Source organism: Mycolicibacterium madagascariense, assembly GCF_010729665.1.
Classification (GTDB): domain Bacteria; phylum Actinomycetota; class Actinomycetes; order Mycobacteriales; family Mycobacteriaceae; genus Mycobacterium; species Mycobacterium madagascariense.
In genome coordinates this window covers 3,604,146-3,623,021 of sequence record NZ_AP022610.1, presented here as the reverse complement: position 1 = coordinate 3,623,021, position 18,876 = coordinate 3,604,146, and the positions used below count along the sequence as shown (strand labels likewise).

The window sequence follows — 18,876 nt, the reverse complement described above, 5'->3', positions numbered from 1 at the left end:
TAGTCGGCCACCCGTCGTGTCGCGGCGGCGTATGTGTGAAGGTAGGAAGCCATGAACAGCATTCAGGTCGCCGACGAGACCTTCGTGTGCGCCGACCCCGCCGACGTCGGGCGGGCGGTCGCCGACCCGTCGAGCTGGCGGCGGTGGTGGCCCGATCTGCGGTTGTCGGTCGTGGAGGACCGGGGCCCGGCCGGGCAGCGCTGGACGGTGACCGGCGCGCTCACCGGCACGATGGAGGTGTGGCTGGAGGCGTCGTTCGACGGCGTCATCCTGCACTACTTCGTGCACGCCGAGCCCGCGGGCGTCGCGGCCTGGCAGTTGGCGAAGATGGATCTCGCGAAGGCCAACCATCAGCGGCGGGTGGCCGGCAAGAAGATGGCGTTCGAGGTCAAGCAGAGGCTGGAGGCGTCGCGCGAGGTCGGGATGTCACGGCTGGCGTGAGCGCTCCGAAGCAGCGATCCGGGCGGGACGGGTACATTTCTGTGCGGAAGGACGCGAGTCCAGCGGCGCTCTAACGACCCGGGGAAGTGAACACGTGGCGGACAAGACTGCGCAGACGATCCACATCGACGCCGACCCGGCGACGGTGATGGACGTCATCGCCGACATCGGTTCCTACCCGGACTGGGTGGCGGAGTACAAGGAGACCGAGGTCCTCGACACCGACGACCAGGGCTACCCGAAGACGGCCCGGCTGGTGCTCGACGCCGCGGTGCTCAAGGACACGATGGTGCTGGCCTACACCTGGCCCGCCGATCGCGCGTCGGTCACCTGGTCGCTGGTGTCCAGCTCGCTGCTGCGGGCGCTGGACGGGAAATACCTGTTGTCTCCCAAGGGTTCTGGCACCGACGTGACCTATGAGCTGTCGGTGGACCTGGTCATCCCCATGATCGGACTGCTCAAGCGCAAGGCCGAGCGCCGGCTCACCGACACCGCGCTGAAGGATCTGAAGAAACGAGTCGAGGCTGACTGAGCGCAACGTTCCGGACGACCCTCCCGCAGCAGGAAGCGCCAGGATCAGCCTCTTCGTCGGCAAGGGTGGAGTGGGCAAGTCCACCCTGGCCACCGCTACTGCGGTCCGTGACGCGCGCCATGGTCTGCGCGTGCTGATCGTCTCGACCGACCAGGCGCACTCGACGGGGGACGTGCTGGGCGTTCCCATCGTCCCCACCGGTGAGCGGGCTCCCACGCGGGTGCTCGCCGACCTCGACGCGGGTGCCGACGGCTCGACCGGTGGCTTCCTCGACGCGCTGGCCCTCGACACGCTGGCCCTGCTCGAGCAGCGGTGGCGGGAGGTGGCCGGCGTGCTGGCCGCCCGGTTCCCCGAATCCGACATCGGAGACGTTGCGCCAGAAGAGCTTTCGGCTCTGCCGGGCATTCAGGAAGTGCTGGGTCTCGACGAGGTGGGCGCGCTCGCGGCGTCGGGGTGCTGGGACCACGTCGTCGTGGACTGCGCCTCGACCGCGGATGCCATGCGGATGCTGACCCTGCCCGCCGCGCTGGGCATGTACCTCGAACGCGCCTGGCCGCGGCACCGCAGGTTGTCCCTCGCCGGGGACGACGCCGGCACCGCGGGCCTGGTCGCCCTGCTGGAGCGCGTCGCGGCAGGCACCGATCGGCTCGGCGAGATGCTCACCGACTCGAGTCGGGTCAGCGCCCACCTCGTCCTGACCGCCGAGCGGGTGGTCGCGGCCGAGGCGACCAGGACGCTGGGTGCCCTGGCCCTGATGGGGGTGTCCGTCGACGAGCTGATCGTCAATCAGATTCTGGTGCAGGACGATTCGTTCGAATACCACAACCTGCCCGAGCATCCCGCGTTCGACTGGTACAGCGAGCGGATCGCCGAGCAGCGCGCCGTGCTCGACGAGTTGGCCACCACGATCGGTGACGTCACGCTGGTGCTCGTCCCGCATCTCGCGGGCGAGCCGATCGGCCCGAAGGCGCTGGCCGAGCTGCTCGCCGGCGCCCGGCAGCGCGACGGCTCGGCGCCGCCGGGGCCGGTGCGCCCCGTCGTCGACCGGGAATCGGGCTCCGGGCTCGATGCGGTGTACCGGCTGAGACTAGAGTTGCCCCAGGTCGATCCCGGCGCCCTGACCCTGGGCCGGGTCGACGACGATCTGATCATCGGCGCCGGAGGCATGCGCCGCCGAGTGCGTCTGGCGTCCGTCCTGCGGAGGTGCACCGTGGTGGGCGCGCAGCTGCGCGGCGGTGAGCTGACGGTGCGATTCCGCCCGAACCCGGAGGTGTGGCCCGCGTGAGCGACGCACACCCCGACGTGTCCCCCGAATTGCGGCGGCTGGCGCAGTCCCTCCTGGACCGGCTCGACCCCGCGGTGCGGATGGCCGCCGCCCGCGCGACGACCGGGCGCGACAGCAGATGCCAGCAGAAGTGGTGCCCGGTGTGCGCGGTCGCGGCTTTGGTGACCGGCGAACAGCATCCGATGCTGACCGTCGTCGCCGAGCACAGCGTCGCGCTGCTGTCCGTCGTGCGCGCCATGACCGACGCCCTCGACCAGGGTCAGGGCGGGCCCCCCGCGCCACCGTCCGATCCGTCCGGGCGGGGCCCGGCCGCCGGTCCGCCCCCCGACGATGGGGGACCCGACGACGACCCGCCGCCACCGGCACCCGGTCGCTACCAGCACATCCCCGTCTCCGTCGAGGACTGAGCGGCAACTGGGTACAGTGATCGCAGGGCGCCGTCCGGGGGCCCGCCGCGGGAGGCTCGATGTGGTATTGGCTGTTCAAGTACGTGTTCATGGGCCCGCTGCTCTCGCTGCTGGGGCGCCCGAAAGTCCAAGGGCTGGAACATGTTCCGAACACGGGCGCGGTCATCCTCGCCAGCAACCACCTCGCCGTCGCCGATAGCTTCTACCTGCCGTTGGTGGTGAAGCGCCGGATCACGTTCCTCGCCAAGGCCGAGTACTTCACCGGAACCGGTCTGAAGGGTTGGTTCCAGCGGTGGTTCTACACCGCCGCGGGACAGGTGCCGATCGACCGCACCGACGCCGACTCGGCGCGCGCCGCACTGACGACCGCCGAGCGCATCGTGAAGCAGGGCAAACTGCTCGGGATGTATCCCGAGGGCACCCGCTCACCCGACGGCCGGTTGTACAAGGGCAAGACGGGTCTCGCCCGGCTGGCACTGGAGACCGGGGTCCCGGTCATTCCGGTGGCGATGATCGGCACCGACGTCGTCAACCCGCCGGGGTCGAAGATGTGGCACTTCGGCCGCGTCGAGGTCCGCTTCGGCAAACCCATGGACTTCAGCCGCTTCGAGGGGCTCGCGGGCAACCGGTTCATCGAGCGGGCCGTCATCGACGAAGTGATGTACGAACTCATGCGGCTCTCCGACCAGGAGTACGTCGACCTGTACGCCGCCGACGTGAAAGAGGCCGCCGAGGGTGCGGCCACCCCGGCGTCGCGCATGCCGTCGGCCGCGGCGGGCTAGCTCAGCGGACGGCGTGCGCGGGCGCGGCGTCGACGGCAGGCCCGGTGCGGGCGCGATCGCGGAGGACGACGATGCCCGCCACGGCGATCAGCGCCAGCGCCCACCACACGTAGGAACCGCCGAGCATCTGACGCCACAGCGCCGCCGACGTCTCCTTGTGCTCGGTCATGAGGTGGATGGGCGCGAAGTACATGAGCAGGATGCCGACGACGCTGACCGCGCCCATCGCCACGCTGCGGTACCGGTAGGCGAGCACCCCCGTCACCAGGACCGCGGGCAGCGCCCACACCCAGTGGTGTGACCACGACACCGGCGAGACGACCAGACCGAACATCGCGACGCAGACGACCGCGAGCACCGACTGCTCACCCGCGCGCACCGTTGAGTCGGCGACGTCGGGGGCGGGCGGGTCGCCCCCGCGCAGGATCCGCCGCACCGCCCAGGCCACCAGCGCCAGCACCGCGAAGCAAGCGACCAGCCAGATGACGAACCGAGGGGTCGCCCCGAGCCCGAGCCGGGCCAGGGTGCCCGCGATGTTCTGGTTGGTCAGATAGGTGGCGGTGCCGATGCGGTCGGTGTCGTGCACGGTCTCGGTCCAGTACACCCAGGAGTCCCGCGGGGCGACGACGAACCCGATCCCGGTGGCGACGACCGCCGAGGCCACGCTGGTCAGCAGGGCCCGCCGGTCCCGACGGAGCAGGAAGTACAGCAGGAACACCGCGGGGGTGAGCTTGAGCGCGATGGCCACGCCGAGCAGCAGACCGCGCGGCCACGGCGTCTTGCGCGGCACGCAATCGGCGATCACCAGGGTCATGAGGACGACGTTGATCTGCCCGAAGTCGAAGTTGGACCGGATCGGTTCGAGGTACACCGCCGCGGGCGCCACGATGGCCGCCGCCAGCCAGCACCGCCGCCGCCACGCCGGCCCGGGGATCGCGGCGCTGGCCTCCCACACCTGCAGTCGCGTCAGCACGATCACCGTCGTGACCAGCAGGAGCGCGAAGGTGATGACGGTGATCGTCGCGCTCGCGCCGGGCAGCGTGAGGAAGGCGAACGGGGCGAAGACGGCCGCCGCGAGCGGTGGATAGGTGAACGGCAGACCCAGACCGGCCTCGGTGCGGAACAAGATGCCGTCGCGGTAGAGCGACGTGCCGTCGAGCCAGGCGCGCCCGCCCATCCGGTAGACGTCGATGTCGATCCGGTACGGCGTCGTCGCCAGCAGCCGCCACCCCGCCCAGCCGACCGCTGCCAGGGTCAGCAGCTGAAACAGCCGCCACGCCGGGATTGGCCACCGCGCCCACGCGGGCGACTGCCGAATTCTCATGTCGCGGTCAAGAGTATCGGTGCGGTTCGGCGAGTCGGGGACCATCCGCTCCGCGACGCGCACCGGTCGGCGTAAGTTTTGCGGGTGTTCGACGATTGGAAGTTCGACTTCGGACTCGACCTGGGCATCCCGCCCGGCCGATTGCCGCTGCTGTGGTGCCTGATCTCGTTCCTGCTGACGTTCCTGGTGACCCGCACCATCGTCCGGTACATCCGCCACAACGCGAACAGCGCCACGCCGCCCAAGTGGTGGCAGCCGCGCAACATGGGCCACGGCACCGTGCACATCCACCATGCGGTGATCGGCGTCGTCCTCGTCATGATCTCCGGGGTAACCATGGTCACCCTCGCAGTCGACGGCGGTGTGGGTGAATTCACAGCCGCCGCAATCGTCTTCGGCATGGGCGCCGCACTGGTGCTCGACGAGTTCGCGCTGATCCTGCACCTGCAGGACGTCTACTGGTCCGAGGACGGTCGCACCTCGGTGGACGCGGTGTTCGCTGCCGTCGCGGTGGCGGGACTGCTGATCCTCGGCTTCAACCCGCTGTCGTTCTTCGACATCGACATCTGGCGGGAGGATCAGACGTTGCTGGCCAGGGCGACGGTGGTCGGCATCGCGTCGCTCACCCTGTTATTGGCGGTGGTGGTGCTGCTCAAGGGCAAGGTCTGGACCGGGCTGGTGGGGATGTTCATCACGCCGTTGCTGTTCGTCGGCGCCGTCCGGTTGTCCCGGCCCCACGCGCCGTGGGCGCGGTGGCGGTACGGGAAGCGGCCGCGCAAGATGCATCGCGCACTGGAGCGGGAGCGACGCCAGCGTCGGCCCGTCGTCCAGGCCAAGCTGTGGGTGCAGCACGTCATCGCCGGCGAACCGCACTTCCCCGACGTCCACGAGGTCAACGCTCAGCTCGACCGGGAGATCCACCCGGCGCCCGCGCCGGCGACGGAAGCGGCCTGATGCGCTACTTCTACGACACCGAGTTCATCGACGACGGGCGCACCATCGAGCTGATCTCGATCGGCGTCGCCGCCGAGGACGGCCGCGAATATTACGCCGTCTCAACCGAATTCGACCCCGACCGGGCCGGCTCCTGGGTGCGCAAGCACGTGCTGCCCAAGTTGCCGTCGCCGTCGTCGAAGGCGTGGCGGTCCCGGCGTCAGATCCGGTCGGACCTGGAGGACTTCCTCGACATCGACGGTGACGACACCATCGAGCTCTGGGCGTGGGTGGCGGCCTACGACCACGTCGTGCTGTGCCAGCTGTGGGGCCCGATGGTCGATCTGCCGCCGGCGATCCCCAGGTTCACCAGGGAGTTGCGCCAGTTCTGGGAAGAGCGGGGATCCCCGCGGATGCCGCCGCGGCCCAGGGATTCGCACGACGCCCTCGTCGACGCCAGGCACAACCTGCTCCGGTTCCAGCTGCTCACCGCGCGGTCCCCACGCGACGACGAGGACGACGGCGCCTGGGCCGCACGCGCCTGAACTGCGGGTATGGGCAGGTGCGGGCGGTAAGACCCGTTTGGCGTCGCGGTTACCATGGACGGGTGAACTGGACCGTCGACGTACCCATCGACCAGCTGCCGGAGCTGCCTCCGCTCTCGCACGACCTGCGGGAACGGCTCGACGCCGCCCTGGCCAAGCCGGCCGCCCAACAGCCCAGCTGGCCCGCGGATCAGGCGAAGGCCATGCGGACGGTGCTGGAGAGCGTGCCGCCGGTGACCGTGCCCTCGGAGGTCGAACGCCTCAAGGGTCACCTCGCCGACGTCGCGCGCGGCGAGGCGTTCCTGCTGCAGGGCGGTGACTGCGCCGAGACGTTCGTGGACAACACCGAACCGCACATCCGCGCCAACATCCGGACGCTGCTGCAGATGGCCGTCGTGCTCACCTACGGGGCGAGCATGCCGGTGGTCAAGGTCGCCCGCATCGCGGGGCAGTACGCCAAGCCGCGCTCGGCCGACATCGACGCGCTGGGCCTGAAGTCCTACCGCGGCGACATGATCAACGGTTTCGCCCCCGACGCGTCGGTCCGCGACCACGACGCGTCCCGGCTGGTGCGGGCCTACGCCAACGCGAGCGCCGCGATGAACCTCGTCCGCGCCCTGACGTCGTCGGGCCTGGCGTCGCTGGAGTCGGTGCACGACTGGAACCGCGAATTCGTCAGGACCTCGCCGGCGGGGGCCAGGTACGAGGCGCTGGCCGCCGAGATCGACCGCGCGCTGCGTTTCATGAGCGCTTGCGGTGTCAACGACCGCAACCTGCAGACCGCCGAGATCTACGCCAGCCACGAGGCGCTGGTGCTCGACTACGAGCGGGCCATGCTGCGACTGTCGGAGAAGGAGACGGCCGAGGGTTCGGTCCCCGCGCTCTACGACCTGTCGGCGCACTACGTGTGGATCGGCGACCGCACCCGCCAGTTGGACGGGGCGCACGTCGCGTTCGCCGAGGTCATCTCCAACCCGATCGGGGTGAAGATCGGCCCCAACATGACCCCGGAGCTGGCCGTCGAGTACGTCGAGCGGCTCGATCCGCACCACGAGGCGGGTCGGCTGACGCTGGTGAGCCGGCTCGGCAACGGCAAGGTGCGTGACCTGCTGCCGCCGATCATCGAGAAGGTGCAGGCCACCGGCCACCAGGTGATCTGGCAGTGCGATCCGATGCACGGCAACACCCACGAGTCCTCGACGGGCTACAAGACGCGCCACTTCGACCGCATCGTCGACGAGGTGCAGGGCTTCTTCGAGGTGCACCGGGCGCTGGGCACGCACCCCGGGGGCATCCACGTCGAGATCACCGGTGAGAACGTCACCGAATGTCTCGGTGGGGCACAAGACATCTCGGATTCGGATCTGGCGGGACGCTACGAGACGGCCTGCGATCCGCGGCTCAACACCCAGCAGTCCCTGGAGTTGGCGTTCCTGGTCGCCGAGATGCTGCGCGACTGACGCTCAGATCAGTCCCTGCAGGTTGCTGCCCAGGGTCCACGCCCCGGCGGCGACCAACGCGGTCAGCGTGAGGATGCCGACCAGCCAGAACAGCACGATGCGGCGACTGCGCTGCCTCGCCCACTCCAGCTCGTCGATCGCGATGCCCGCGAAATGACTTGCCGCCGAACGATTCTCGGTGCTTCCCCAGTCCTCGGGTCCACGCGTCATCGCCCGGGTGTGCTGCCGCGGCGGGGGAGCGGGCATCCGGTGGTCGCCGTCGTCGGGTCCCATCCGGCTGTGAAGGGCGGTCGCGGCGGCGTGCTGAGCGGAGTTCTGCGGCGCGGGCACCCGGAACGGCGGCAGGCCCAGTTCCTCGACGATGGCCTGCAGGTCCGCCGCCATCACCGCCGCATCGGGGTAGCGCTGCTCCGGGGAGCGCCGCGTCGCCCGCCGCACCAGTTCGTCGAACTGGGGTGGGACGCCCGCGATCGCCGCACTCGGCGGGGGCACGTCGTGGTCCATCCGCTGGTAGGCGACGGCGAGAGCACTGTCACCGTCGAAAGGCGTGCTGCCGGTGAGCAATTCGTAGGCGAGGATCCCCACGCCGTAGACGTCGCTGCCCGGTCCGGCGTCCCCGGTGCCGACCTGCTCGGGCGACAGGTACGCCGCGGTGCCGAGGATGACGCTGGTCGAGGTGACCTTCGCCTCGGCGACCGCGCGCACCAGGCCGAAGTCGGCGATCTTGACCTCCCCGTCGTCGGAGATCAGCACGTTCTCGGGCTTGACGTCGCGGTGCACCAGGCCGGCCCGGTGCGCGGCGGCGAGGCCACCCAGGATGGGTGCGAGCACGGCGGCGACCGCGTGCGGGGGCATGGGGCCGCGCTCGCGCAGCAGTTCGCGCAGCGTGCCGCCCTCGATGAGTTCCATGATCAGGAAGGGATGGTGGCCGTCGAGGCCCTGGTCGTACACGGCGACCAGGCCGGGGTCCTTCAACCGCGCGACCGCACGGGCCTCGCGCTGGAACCGGGCCAGGAACTGCTGATCGCCCGCGTACCGGGAGTCCATGACCTTGCACGCCACCGGCCGGTCCAGCCGCAGATCGAGCCCCCGGTACACCGAGGACATGCCGCCGGTCGCGATCATGGCGTCGATCCGGTAGCGCCGGTCCAACACGAGACCCACGAGCGGGTCCGAACGCTGGCTGGCATCCACGCGTGCATCTTAGACTTGGCCCGGTGAGCACCATTCCGGCCGCGGACGACATCCTCGACCCCGACGAAGCCGTCTACGACCTCCCCACCGTCGCGTCCATTCTCGGCGTGCCCGTCACCAAGGTGCATCAGCAGCTACGGCAGAAGCACCTGATCGGCGTGCTCCGCAACGGCGTGCTGGTGGTACCGCAGATCTTCTTCGACGGCAGCCAGGTCGTCCGCAGCCTGCCCGGGTTGCTGGTCGTCCTGCACGACGGTGGTTACGGCGAGACCGAGATCGTGCGGTGGTTGTTCACTCCCGACGCATCGCTGACCATCAGCCGAGACGGTTCGACCGAGACCCGCGCCAACGCCAGGCCGGTCGACGCGCTGCACTCCCATCAGGCCCGCGAGGTGGTGCGGCGCGCCCAGGCCATGGCCTACTGAGCGTCGACCGTCGCCGCGTCGGCGTCGGCCCGCTCCGGGGACGTCGCCAGCGAGTACCAGGCCGCCGCCGCGCAGGCCGTCGCCAGCCCGACCTGCAGCCACGAGTACATGCCGTGGGAGCCATCGGGTTTGAAGATCACCATGATCCACGTCGAGAAGCCGGCGACGGCCGCCACCGCCCGTCGGCTCTGTGCCAGCGCGGACAGGACCGCCAGCGGCCACGTGTAATACCAGGGCAGGGCGGCGGGCACGAACAGCACGACGACGAGCATCGCGAGCGCGATGCCGGTGAGCGCTTCCCGGTCGTCGTGGCGAAACCTCCACCACAGCAAGGGAAGTGAGATGGCGATGATTCCCACGCCGACCACGCGGGCGACGTCGAGCACCGCATAGAAGTTGACGGGGAAGAACAGCCCGCCGACCGCGTTGGTCACGTTGGCGACGGCCGTGGGGATGGTGAGCCAGTTGATGATCTTGACCGAGCCCGCCAGCGCCGTCAGCCACCCGAGCCCGACGCCGGCCAGCCACGACACGACGGCGAAGACCACCACGAAGATCAGCAGCGACGCCGCCGTCGCGACGCCAAAGGCCTTGGCGCCGCTGAGACCGCGGTCGTCGCGCAACCGGCGCATCCACATCCACACCATGAACGGCAGCGCGATGCCCGCGGTCGCCTTGACCGCGACCGCGATGGCGATGAGCCCGACGCCCCACACCGGTCGGTCCTGCAGCGTGAGTGCGATGGCGGCCATCATCAGGCCGACCATCAGCATCTCGTTGTGGACGCCGCCCATCAGATGGATGATCACCAGCGGGTTGAGCACGCAGATCCACAGTGCGGCAGGCCCGTTGGCGCCCACGTGCCGGGCGACCCGGGGCGCCGCCCAGATCAGCATGACGAGCCCGGGCAGCATGCACAGCCGCAGCAGCATGGTGCCCTCGATGACGTGGTTGCCGACGGCCATCGTCACGAATTTCGCGACGAGGATGAAGACCGGTCCATAGGGGGCGGTGGTGGTGGTCCAGATCGGGCTGACGTTGTCGAGCAGCGTGTTGGCGTTCTCGACCGGTCCGACGAGGTAGGGGTCGAAACCGTCGCGCAGCAGCGCGCCCTGCGCCAGGTAGGAGTAGGTGTCGCGGCTGAAGACGGGGACGCTCAGCAGTAGCGGCGTGAGCCAGAAGCCCGTCGTCGCGAGCATCGTGTACGTCGTGGCCGAGCGGTCCACGACGCGGCGACCGAGCCACAGCCACGCGGCCAGCATCGCCGCCACCCCGCACCACAGCAGCACCGACGAGACGACCAGCCCGTGGCCGAAGCGCAGCCACGACAGCTGCAGCGACTCCAGGAGGGGGTCGTGCAGGCGGGTGCTCCCCGCGCCGAGCCCGCCGAGGGTGATGAGCGCCGCGCCCGCGCAGCCCAGCAGGGCGGGCCTGCCGTCCGTCGAGATCGCGAATCGGGCCAGCCGCGACACGTGGTCGCCGCGGGAGCGGGTCGGTTGGGCGGTCACCGGTGGCGTCGTCATCGTCGATCCCGACCTCAGGCGGACCGGTTGGAGGCCAATCCGGCGAGTTCGGCCAGACCGACCTTGGCGTCCTCGTCGATGGGCGCCGCCGCCAGCAGCGCCAGGGCCTCCCCGGTGAGGGACTCGATGCGGCTCTCCACCGCGGCGAGGGCGCCGACCGATTCGATGGCCCGGCACAGTTCGCCGACCTGGGCGTCGGACAGGTCCGTTCCGACGGACGTGCGCAACAGCTTGGCCGCCAAGGGATCCGACGCGTCGGCGCGCGCGACGGCCTCGGCCAGCAGCACCGTGCGCTTGCCCGAGCGCAGGTCGTCACCGGAGGGTTTGCCGGTGACGGCCGGGTCACCGAACACGCCCAGGACGTCGTCGCGCAGCTGAAAGGCCACGCCGAGGTCGGTGCCCGCGCGGTGGAACACGTCCTGCACGTCGGGCCGGTCGGCCGCGGCCGCGGCGCCGAGCTGCAGGGGTCGCGTCACGGTGTAGGACGCCGTCTTGTAGGTGTTGACGTTCATCGCCGATTCGACGGTGTCCGCGCCGCTGGCCTCCGCGGCGATGTCGAGGTACTGGCCGCCGAGCACCTCGGTCCGGATGTCGGCCCACACGCGCTGCACCCGGCGCCGGGCGTCGGGCGCCAGGTCGGCGGAGGCCACGATGTCGTCGGCCCACACCAGCGACAGATCACCGAGCAGGATCGCCGTCGACAACCCGAACTGCTCCGAGGAGCCGAGCCAGCCGCGTTCGCGATGCCGGTCGGCGAACAGCCGGTGCACCGTCGGCAATCCGCGTCGCGTGGCCGAGGCGTCGATGACGTCGTCGTGGACCAACGCGCACGCATGCAGCAGTTCCAGTGCGGAGAACAGCAGCAGCACGTCGGCGTCCGCGGTACGGCCCGCGGGTGCGACCGCACGCCAGCCCCAGTACGCGAACAGTGGCCGCAGACGTTTGCCGCCGCGCAGCACGAACTCCTCGAGGGCAGCCGTCGCCTCGGCGTACTCCGGACCGATGTAGGCCGCGTCGCGACGCCGCTCGCCGAGATGGTTGCGCAGGCGTTCGGTGACGGCGCCCACCAACTCGATGGCCGACGGTGCGGCGGCAGCATTCACGCTCAGCACGCGCCCCTTTCACTTCCCGAGAACGTCTTCACACTAGAGCGTGGCGACGGGTTCGCCGCAAGTCAGGGTGGCCGGGCCGTCAGCGCGGCTCGTGCGGATTGGCCAGCACGGGTTGGCGGTCGCGACTCGCCCACGCCACGCCGCCGATGATGCCCGCGACCACGAACGCGGCGACGGCCAGCCAGATGGCCGCACCCGTGAAGGACCGTGCGCTGGGGTCGGTGTAGCGGGCCTGGGCGTTCATCGTGCTCACGACGCCGGGTTTGAGCGTCCACTGCACGGTGTCGGAGGCGACCTGCTGCCCGTTGGTCGACGTGACGTCACCGGGGAAGGACACGTTGAGCGAGACGTCGGCGTCGGGGTCGTTGAGGGACGTCAGGTCGGCGCGGCCCTCGAGGATCACCAGGTCACCGGCGCGGCGCAGCGAGACGTCGACGCCCGCGGCGTCGTTGTTCATGTTCGCCAGCTGCGGGAGTTCGGAGAAGGTCAGGTCGGAGAACACCGCCTGCGACCCGACGTAATCGTCCTGGGCGTAGGGCGTCACCGACACCTTGTCGCTGAAGGGCAGGCTGTTGAGCAGCTGCGGGCCCTTGTCGTTGGAGTCCTTGGCCTTCGCCGCCGCGATGATCTGTCCGGACACGTGGTCGTCGGGGGAGACGGTGAGGGAGGCGTGCACCCGCACGCAGCCCGCGATCATGGGCGCCAGCACCGCCAGCAGGAGCATCGCGATCAGGCGTTTGCGGCGGTGTGGCACCCCGACATGGTGCCAGATCGTCCTCGTCACAGCGGCAGTTCCCTGCCGAGGATCGCGAACGGCCGCGGGTCACCGGCGAAGTGGTAGCCGCGGATCACGTCGGTGAACCCGAGGCGACGGTAGAGGCGCCAGGCCCGGTTGGCCTCGCCGTTGATCTCCGGCGTCGAGAGCAGCACGTGGGGCTCGGTGCGACCGGATAGCAGGCGTCGCGCGAGCGCCTCGCCGAGGCCGCGGCCCTGCGCCCGGGGGTGGATGTGCAGCTCGGTCAGCTCGAAGTAGCTGTTCATCAGGTCGGCGATGCGCGCCCGCTCGGTCCCGCCGCGTTCGAGGCCCTGCACGACCTGCTGCTGCCACCACTGGTCTGGGGCGCCGCAGTAGCCGTAGGCCACGCCGAGCATGGGCGCGGCCGCCAGGTCGGGTCCCGGGTCGTCATCCCCGGCGTCGGGTACCTCGACGGCGGCGACGCACGACCACCCCGTGCGGCGAGTGTGCTCGAGCCACATCGAGGCGCGCTGGTCCTCGGTGCCGCGGGGGTAGTGCATGGCCTCGACGTAGATGCCGAGGGCGTCCCCGAGGCGGCGCTGCATGTCGCCGGGTGACAGGTCGATGAGGAACGTGGCCAACCTCTTGGTGCCCTTCGCGCGGATGGGGGAGTCGACGTCATTATCAGGTCAGCGATGTCGCATCTGACCACCGGCGGGCCACCAACTACAATCGGGCATCGAACTAGGTGGTACGCGTCAGATTCTGCTCGTATCATTGTGATCGGGTGCCCCGCAAACGCGGGAGTACGTACTTCGAACGCACGGCCGCGGTTCGCGGCCGCAGCAGGACGCACCATGGGAGGCGCGGATGCCACTCTCCGATCATGAGCAGCGCATGCTCGACCAGATCGAGAGCGCACTTTATGCCGAGGATCCCAAGTTCGCCTCGAGCGTTCGCGGTGGGAACCTCCGGGCGCCGTCGGCGCGGCGTCGTCTCCAGGGTGCGGTGCTGTTCCTGGTCGGTCTCGGTCTCCTGGTCGCCGGTGTGCCGTTCTACGCCAACGTGAACCACGCCTTCCTCATCGTCAGCGTGATCGGGTTCGTGATCATGTTCGGTGGGGTGGTCTTCGCGATCACCGGCCCGCGCGTGGCCGGCGCCCGCGAGGGCAACGCGCCCGAGCAGGGTTCGGCCCGGCAGAAGCGGGCCAAGGGCAACAATTCGTTCTCCAGCCGGATGGAGGAGAGGTTCCGGCGCAGGTTCGAGGAATAGGTCCTTCGGGACGACGAGGGCAGCTCCTGTCGGAGCTGCCCTTTTTCTTTGCTCGCGACACGCCGTGAGCGCCCCGCGACGCCAACGGGACCCCCGTCGTCCCCCACCTCGCCCCACCATGCCCCGGACCGGCGTTGAGCTGGGCGATCGTCGATGGGGACGGCGTATTCGCACGTCGTCGACCGCCGAGGAGGCCCCGATCGTGGTGCCGGGTGGGGCCGTGACCCAAACTTGCCCCAAGGAATGGCGCGAAGTGGGGGATCGTGGGGTAATGTGGCTGACAACGGAGCGACCGGAGCTCCGTGAGCAGGGCTCCTGGAGGTGGCGGGGATGTTTCTCGGCACCTACACGCCCAAGCTCGACGACAAGGGGCGGCTCACGCTGCCCGCCAAGTTCCGCGACGCACTGGCAGGGGGGTTGATGGTCACCAAGGGCCAGGACCACAGCCTTGCCGTCTATCCGCGAGCGGAATTCGAGAAGGTCGCGGAACGGGCGTCACAGGCATCGCGTAGCAATCCGGAGGCACGCGCATTCCTGCGATACCTGGCCGCGGCGACCGACGAACAGCATCCCGACGCCCAGGGCCGGATCACTCTGTCGGCCGATCACCGCCAGTACGCCTCGCTGTCGAAGGAGTGCGTGGTGATCGGTTCGATCGAGTACCTGGAGATCTGGGACGCCCAAGCCTGGCAGGCGTATCAGCAGACCCACGAAGAGAACTTCTCCGCGGCCAGCGATGACATCCTGCGCGACATCATTTGATCCGGCCGTCCTGACGGCCCCCGTGCCCGGCTCCGCCCGTGCATCGTGGCCTCTGTCCGAACCGGCCCTGGCGTACTTCCCCAACGCCAGGTCCGCGACCTCGGACAGGGACCTCGATGCAGGGGCAGCCACCCACCTCGAGGGTGTTGCGATGCCTGACCGCCAGCCGCACGATCCCGTTCTGCTGGACCGCTGCCTCGAGCTGCTGACCCCCGCGCTCACCCGGCACGCCGACGACGGGTCCGGCGCCGTCCTCGTCGACGCCACGCTGGGCGCGGGCGGCCACGCCGAACGCTTCCTCACCGAACTGTCCGGCCTGCACCTCATCGGGCTGGACCGCGACCAGACCGCGCTGTCGCTCGCCGCCGACCGGCTGGCGCCCTTCGGCGACCGGGTCACCTTCGTCCACACCCGTTACGACGGCTTCTGGGCCGACCGCGACGACCGGAACGCACCGCGCGTGGACGGCGCCCTCTTCGACCTCGGGGTCTCCTCGATGCAACTCGACCGTCCCGAGCGTGGGTTCTCCTACTCCCACGACGCGCCACTGGACATGCGCATGGACCAGGACGCTCCGCTGACGGCGGCCGACATCGTCAACACCTATGACAAGCGGGCTTTGACGCGGCTGCTGCAGGAGTACGGCGAGGAGCGCTTCGCCAGCCGCATCGCGGGCGAGATCGTCCGGCGGCGTGCCCACACGCCGTTTCAGACGACGTCCCAACTGGTCGAGGTGCTCTACGCCATGATCCCGGCACCGGCCCGGCGGACCGGCGGACACCCGGCCAAGCGCACGTTCCAGGCGTTGCGCACCGCGGTGAACGGCGAACTGGACTCCCTGCGTGCCGCCGTCCCCGCCGCGCTCGAGGCGCTGCGCGAGGGCGGCCGGATCGTGGTCATGTCCTACCAGTCGCTGGAGGACCGAATCGTCAAGGGGGAGTTCGCGACTGCCACGGCGTCGCGCACCCCCGCGGGACTGCCCGTCGAACTACCCGGCCACGAACCGCTCTTCACCTCGCTGACCCGCGGTGCGGAGAAGGCGAGCGCCGAGGAGATCGACGTCAATCCGCGCAGCGCGTCCGTGCGGTTGCGGGCCCTGGAGAAGGTTTCGGACGCGAGGAGCGAGAAGGCTCCCGTCAGAAGGGATGGTTCGTGATGGCCAAGCGACGAGAAGCGGTGCGCGCCAGCGACGACCGCGTGCGCACGCCACGCACCCCGCGCCCGGCGGGCACGCCCCGCGAGGCGGCGGGCCGGCGTCGCGCGGTCGAGGCGCCCCCGCGTCCTCGCCGGTCGGCCCGCGAGCAGCGCCCGCCGCGCCCCGAGGACTCGCGGCCGCACACCGGCCCCATGCCGCGGCCCACCGAGGCGCCCAAGCGACCCAAGAACGCCGCCCAGGCCAAGGCTCGCGCCAAGGCGCGAAAGGCCAAGGCGCCGAAGCTCGTTCGCCCGCCGCTGCGCGATCGGCTGCTCACCAGGCTGGCGGCCATCGAGCTCGACCCCCGCCGTTTCGTCACCCGGGTGCCGTTCGTGGTGCTCGTCATCGGCGCGCTGGGAGTCGGCCTCGGCGTCACCCTGTGGCTGTCGACCGACGCGGCCGAGCGTTCCTACGAGCTGGGCCGCACCCGGCAGGTCAATCAGGCTCTGCTGCAACAGAAGGAGGGCCTCGAGCGCGACGTGCTCGAAGCGCAGGCCGCGCCCGCGCTCGCCGAGGCCGCCCGCAACCTCGGCATGATCCCGTCCCGGGACACCGCGCACCTGGTGCAGGATCCGACCGGGAACTGGCTGGTCGTCGGTACGCCCAAGCCGGCCCAGGGGGTGCCGCCCCCTCCGCTGAACAGCCCGATCCCCGACCCCGGTCCGCCGGTGCCCCCGCCGCCGCCCGCCCCGCGCGTCGTGGACCCGCGTGAGGTGACGGTGCACCTGCCGCCGGCTCCGGCAGCGGTGCCCAACCCCGAGGTGGCACTGCCCGCGACCGTCGTGCCTCCGGGCGGTGCGCCGGTACCCGGTGCGCCCGCCATGGCCGGGCCCGCTCCCGCACCAGCCCCCGCGCCTGACGCCGCCGCGCCGCCCGCCGCGGTCGCGGCACCGGTGCCGGCTCCGGTCGCCCCGCCCGCGGCCGTGCCGCCCGCCCCCGGCCCGCCTGCCGCCGTCGCGGCGCCGCCCGCCGCTCCGATGGACGGCGTCTCGGTCCTGCCCGGCCCGCCGCCCGCCGCGCAGGTCGCTCCGGCACCGGCCCCCGGCGCACCGGCATGAGCCGCCAGGACGTCCCGCACTTCGCCCACGAGCGCCGCACGCGCAAGCCCGTCGCCGAAGAGGGTCCGCGCAGCTCGTCGTTCGCGTTCCGGCACCGCACCGGCAACCTGGTGATCCTGCTGGTGCTCGTCGTGGCGGCCGGCCAGCTGTTCATGCTGCAGGTCCCACGCGCGCAGGGCCTGCGGGCCGAGGCCGCCAGCCAGCTCAAGGTCACCGACGTCGAGAAGGCCGTGCGCGGCAGCATCGTCGACCGCAACGGTGACAAGCTGGCATTCACCACCGAGGCCAGGGCGCTGACGTTCCAGCCGACCAAGATCCAGAAGCAGCTGCTCGACGCGCAGGCGAAGTCACCGTCGGCGCCCGATCCCAACAAGCGGCTGCACGAGATCGCCACGGGCGTGTCGGGGCTGCTGAACAACAAGCCCGACGCCGACACCCTCTACAAGAAGCTGGCGAGCAAGGACTCCTTCGTCTACCTCGCCCGGGCGGTCGACCCCGCCATCTCCGACGCGATCACCACCAAGTACCCCGAGGTGGGTGCCGAACGCCAGGACATCCGCCAGTACCCCGGCGGGTCGCTGGCCGCCAACATCGTCGGCGGCATCGACTGGGACGGCCACGGTCTGCTCGGCCTGGAGGACTCCCTCGACGCCAAGCTCGCGGGCACCGACGGATCGGTCACCTACGACCGCGGCTCCGACGGCGTGGTGATCCCGGGCAGCTACCGCAACCGCCACGACGCGGTCGACGGCTCGACGGTTCAGCTCACGCTCGACGACGACATCCAGTACTACGTCCAGCAGCAGGTGCAGCAGGCGAAGAACCTCTCCGGCGCCAAGAACGTCTCGGCGGTGGTGCTGGACTCGAAGACCGGCGAGGTCCTCGCCATGTCGAACGACAACACCTTCGATCCCAGCCAGGACCTCGGCAAGCAGCAGGACCGCGAACTCGGCAACCTGTCGGTGTCCTCGCCGTTCGAGCCGGGCTCGGTCAACAAGATCATCACCGCGTCCTCGGCCATCGAGTTCGGCCTGACCACCCCCGACGAGGTGCTGTCGGTGCCCGGTTCGATCGACATGGGCGGCGTCACCGTGCACGACGCGTGGTCACACGGCGTCATGCCCTACACGACGACCGGCGTCTTCGGGAAGTCCTCCAACGTGGGCACGCTGATGCTGGCGCAACGGGTCGGGCCGGACCGGTGGGCCGACATGGCCGCCAAGTTCGGGCTGGGACAGCGCACCGGCGTCGGATTGCCCGGCGAGAGTTCGGGTTTGGTGCCGCCGATCGATCAGTGGTCGGGCAGCTCGTTCGCCAACCTGCCCATCGGACAGGGTCTTTCGATGACGCTGCTGCAGATGACCGGCATGTACCAGACCATCGCGAACGACGGCGTGCGCATCCCGCCGCGCATCATCAAGTCGACCATCGCCGCCGATGGCACCCGCACCGACGAACCACGGCCCGACGGCGTGCGCGTGGTGTCGCAGCAGACGGCGCAGACCGTGCGAAACATGTTGCGCGCCACCATTCAGCACGATCCGACCGGCGTTCAGCAGGGCACCGGTTCCGGCGCAGCGGTCCCGGGCTACCAGCTCGCGGGCAAGACCGGCACCGCGCAGCAGATCAACCCCGGCTGCGGGTGCTACTACGACGACGTCTACTGGATCACGTTCGCCGCCATGGTGCCCGCCGACAACCCGCGCTACGTCGTCGGGGTGATGATGGACAACCCGCACCGGACGGCGGACGGGTCGCCCGGCACGACGGCGGCGCCGCTGGTGCACAACCTGGCGGCGTGGCTGCTGCAGCGCGAAAACGTGCCACTGTCCCCGGATCCCGGTCCACCGCTGGTCCTGCAGGGCTGAGCCCGCGAGCGGCCGGGACGTC

The 18,876-nt window shown here is 70.4% G+C and carries 20 protein-coding genes; 14 read left to right on the top strand and 6 right to left on the bottom strand.

All coding sequences use genetic code 11. The annotated features are described in order from the left end of the window. The first annotated feature begins 51 nt into the window (after positions 1-51). From G6N60_RS17080 to G6N60_RS17060, 5 genes are all read left to right on the top strand, one after another. The gene (locus G6N60_RS17080) at positions 52-441 is read left to right on the top strand and encodes an SRPBCC family protein (protein WP_163739482.1); all 390 of its coding nucleotides are present in this window, start codon (positions 52-54) and stop codon (positions 439-441) included. Positions 442-535: 94 nt separating this feature from the next. After that, entirely contained in the window at positions 536-973 is a 438-nt protein-coding gene (locus G6N60_RS17075) for an SRPBCC family protein (protein WP_163739480.1), read from the top strand. Further along, on the top strand, positions 966-2,258 hold the full coding sequence (locus G6N60_RS17070; protein ID WP_163744122.1) for an ArsA family ATPase: 1,293 nt from the start codon (positions 966-968) through the stop codon (positions 2,256-2,258). The genes G6N60_RS17075 and G6N60_RS17070 overlap by 8 nt, the downstream gene beginning before the upstream one ends. Beyond that, positions 2,255-2,665, top strand: coding sequence for a hypothetical protein (locus tag G6N60_RS17065; RefSeq protein WP_163739478.1), 411 nt, complete (start codon positions 2,255-2,257; stop codon positions 2,663-2,665). The genes G6N60_RS17070 and G6N60_RS17065 overlap by 4 nt, the downstream gene beginning before the upstream one ends. A gap of 59 nt (positions 2,666-2,724) precedes the next feature. Next, positions 2,725-3,447, top strand: a complete 723-nt coding sequence (locus tag G6N60_RS17060) for a lysophospholipid acyltransferase family protein (protein ID WP_163739476.1) — start codon at positions 2,725-2,727, stop codon at positions 3,445-3,447. Position 3,448: 1 nt separating this feature from the next. Here G6N60_RS17060 and G6N60_RS17055 read toward each other — a convergent pair whose 3' ends face one another. Then, positions 3,449-4,771: a glycosyltransferase 87 family protein gene (locus G6N60_RS17055; protein WP_163739474.1), complete on the bottom strand. Its 1,323-nt coding sequence runs from the start codon at positions 4,769-4,771 to the stop codon at positions 3,449-3,451. An 84-nt stretch (positions 4,772-4,855) separates the two neighbouring features. Between G6N60_RS17055 and G6N60_RS17050 the strand changes: the two genes are divergently transcribed. The 3 genes from G6N60_RS17050 to G6N60_RS17040 all read left to right on the top strand — a co-directional run bounded on the left by G6N60_RS17050 (position 4,856) and on the right by G6N60_RS17040 (position 7,709). After that, positions 4,856-5,725, top strand: a complete 870-nt coding sequence (locus G6N60_RS17050; RefSeq protein WP_163739472.1) for a hypothetical protein — start codon at positions 4,856-4,858, stop codon at positions 5,723-5,725. Then, positions 5,725-6,249 (top strand): polyadenylate-specific 3'-exoribonuclease AS, encoded by a 525-nt coding sequence (locus tag G6N60_RS17045; RefSeq protein ID WP_163739470.1) that lies wholly within the window; start codon positions 5,725-5,727, stop codon positions 6,247-6,249. The genes G6N60_RS17050 and G6N60_RS17045 overlap by 1 nt, the downstream gene beginning before the upstream one ends. 62 nt (positions 6,250-6,311) lie before the next feature. Beyond that, positions 6,312-7,709, top strand: coding sequence for a class II 3-deoxy-7-phosphoheptulonate synthase (locus G6N60_RS17040; RefSeq protein WP_163739468.1), 1,398 nt, complete (start codon positions 6,312-6,314; stop codon positions 7,707-7,709). Positions 7,710-7,712: 3 nt separating this feature from the next. On the opposite strand, the gene G6N60_RS17035 is transcribed toward G6N60_RS17040, so the two are convergent. After that, a complete protein-coding gene (locus tag G6N60_RS17035; protein WP_246240790.1) occupies positions 7,713-8,903 on the bottom strand; it encodes a protein kinase domain-containing protein in 1,191 nt (396 codons plus the stop codon). 23 nt (positions 8,904-8,926) lie between these two features. Here G6N60_RS17035 and G6N60_RS17030 point away from each other — a divergent pair, with 23 nt between their 5' ends. Then, entirely contained in the window at positions 8,927-9,328 is a 402-nt protein-coding gene (locus G6N60_RS17030) for an Rv2175c family DNA-binding protein (protein ID WP_163739467.1), read from the top strand. Here the strand turns inward: G6N60_RS17030 and G6N60_RS17025 are convergent. From G6N60_RS17025 to G6N60_RS17010, 4 genes are all read right to left on the bottom strand, one after another. Beyond that, positions 9,322-10,851, bottom strand: coding sequence for an alpha-(1->6)-mannopyranosyltransferase A (locus tag G6N60_RS17025; protein WP_163739464.1), 1,530 nt, complete (start codon positions 10,849-10,851; stop codon positions 9,322-9,324). The genes G6N60_RS17030 and G6N60_RS17025 overlap by 7 nt on opposite strands. Positions 10,852-10,865: 14 nt before the next feature. Next, entirely contained in the window at positions 10,866-11,963 is a 1,098-nt protein-coding gene (gene idsA2 / locus G6N60_RS17020) for a bifunctional (2E,6E)-farnesyl/geranyl diphosphate synthase (protein ID WP_246240788.1), read from the bottom strand. Positions 11,964-12,042: 79 nt separating this feature from the next. Next, on the bottom strand, positions 12,043-12,687 hold the full coding sequence (locus G6N60_RS17015; protein WP_163744115.1) for an LppM family (lipo)protein: 645 nt from the start codon (positions 12,685-12,687) through the stop codon (positions 12,043-12,045). Between the two features lie 56 nt (positions 12,688-12,743). Further along, positions 12,744-13,340 carry a GNAT family N-acetyltransferase gene (locus tag G6N60_RS17010; protein WP_163739462.1) on the bottom strand — a complete coding sequence of 199 codons (597 nt, stop codon included), beginning with the start codon at positions 13,338-13,340 and terminating at the stop codon, positions 12,744-12,746. Between the two features lie 229 nt (positions 13,341-13,569). On the opposite strand from G6N60_RS17010, the gene G6N60_RS17005 reads away from it, so the two are divergent. The 5 genes from G6N60_RS17005 to G6N60_RS16985 all read left to right on the top strand — a co-directional run bounded on the left by G6N60_RS17005 (position 13,570) and on the right by G6N60_RS16985 (position 18,854). Continuing rightward, positions 13,570-13,971: an SCO2097 family morphological protein gene (locus G6N60_RS17005; RefSeq protein ID WP_163739460.1), complete on the top strand. Its 402-nt coding sequence runs from the start codon at positions 13,570-13,572 to the stop codon at positions 13,969-13,971. Between the two features lie 330 nt (positions 13,972-14,301). Next, positions 14,302-14,733 (top strand): division/cell wall cluster transcriptional repressor MraZ, encoded by a 432-nt coding sequence (gene mraZ / locus G6N60_RS17000; RefSeq protein WP_163739458.1) that lies wholly within the window; start codon positions 14,302-14,304, stop codon positions 14,731-14,733. Positions 14,734-14,884: 151 nt separating this feature from the next. Beyond that, entirely contained in the window at positions 14,885-15,889 is a 1,005-nt protein-coding gene (rsmH, locus tag G6N60_RS16995; RefSeq protein WP_246240786.1) for a 16S rRNA (cytosine(1402)-N(4))-methyltransferase RsmH, read from the top strand. Beyond that, a complete protein-coding gene (locus G6N60_RS16990; protein ID WP_407665256.1) occupies positions 15,889-16,986 on the top strand; it encodes a cell division protein FtsL in 1,098 nt (365 codons plus the stop codon). Before rsmH ends, G6N60_RS16990 begins: the two co-directional genes overlap by 1 nt. Further along, positions 16,983-18,854: a peptidoglycan D,D-transpeptidase FtsI family protein gene (locus G6N60_RS16985; protein WP_163739452.1), complete on the top strand. Its 1,872-nt coding sequence runs from the start codon at positions 16,983-16,985 to the stop codon at positions 18,852-18,854. The genes G6N60_RS16990 and G6N60_RS16985 overlap by 4 nt, the downstream gene beginning before the upstream one ends. Positions 18,855-18,876 lie beyond the last annotated feature (22 nt).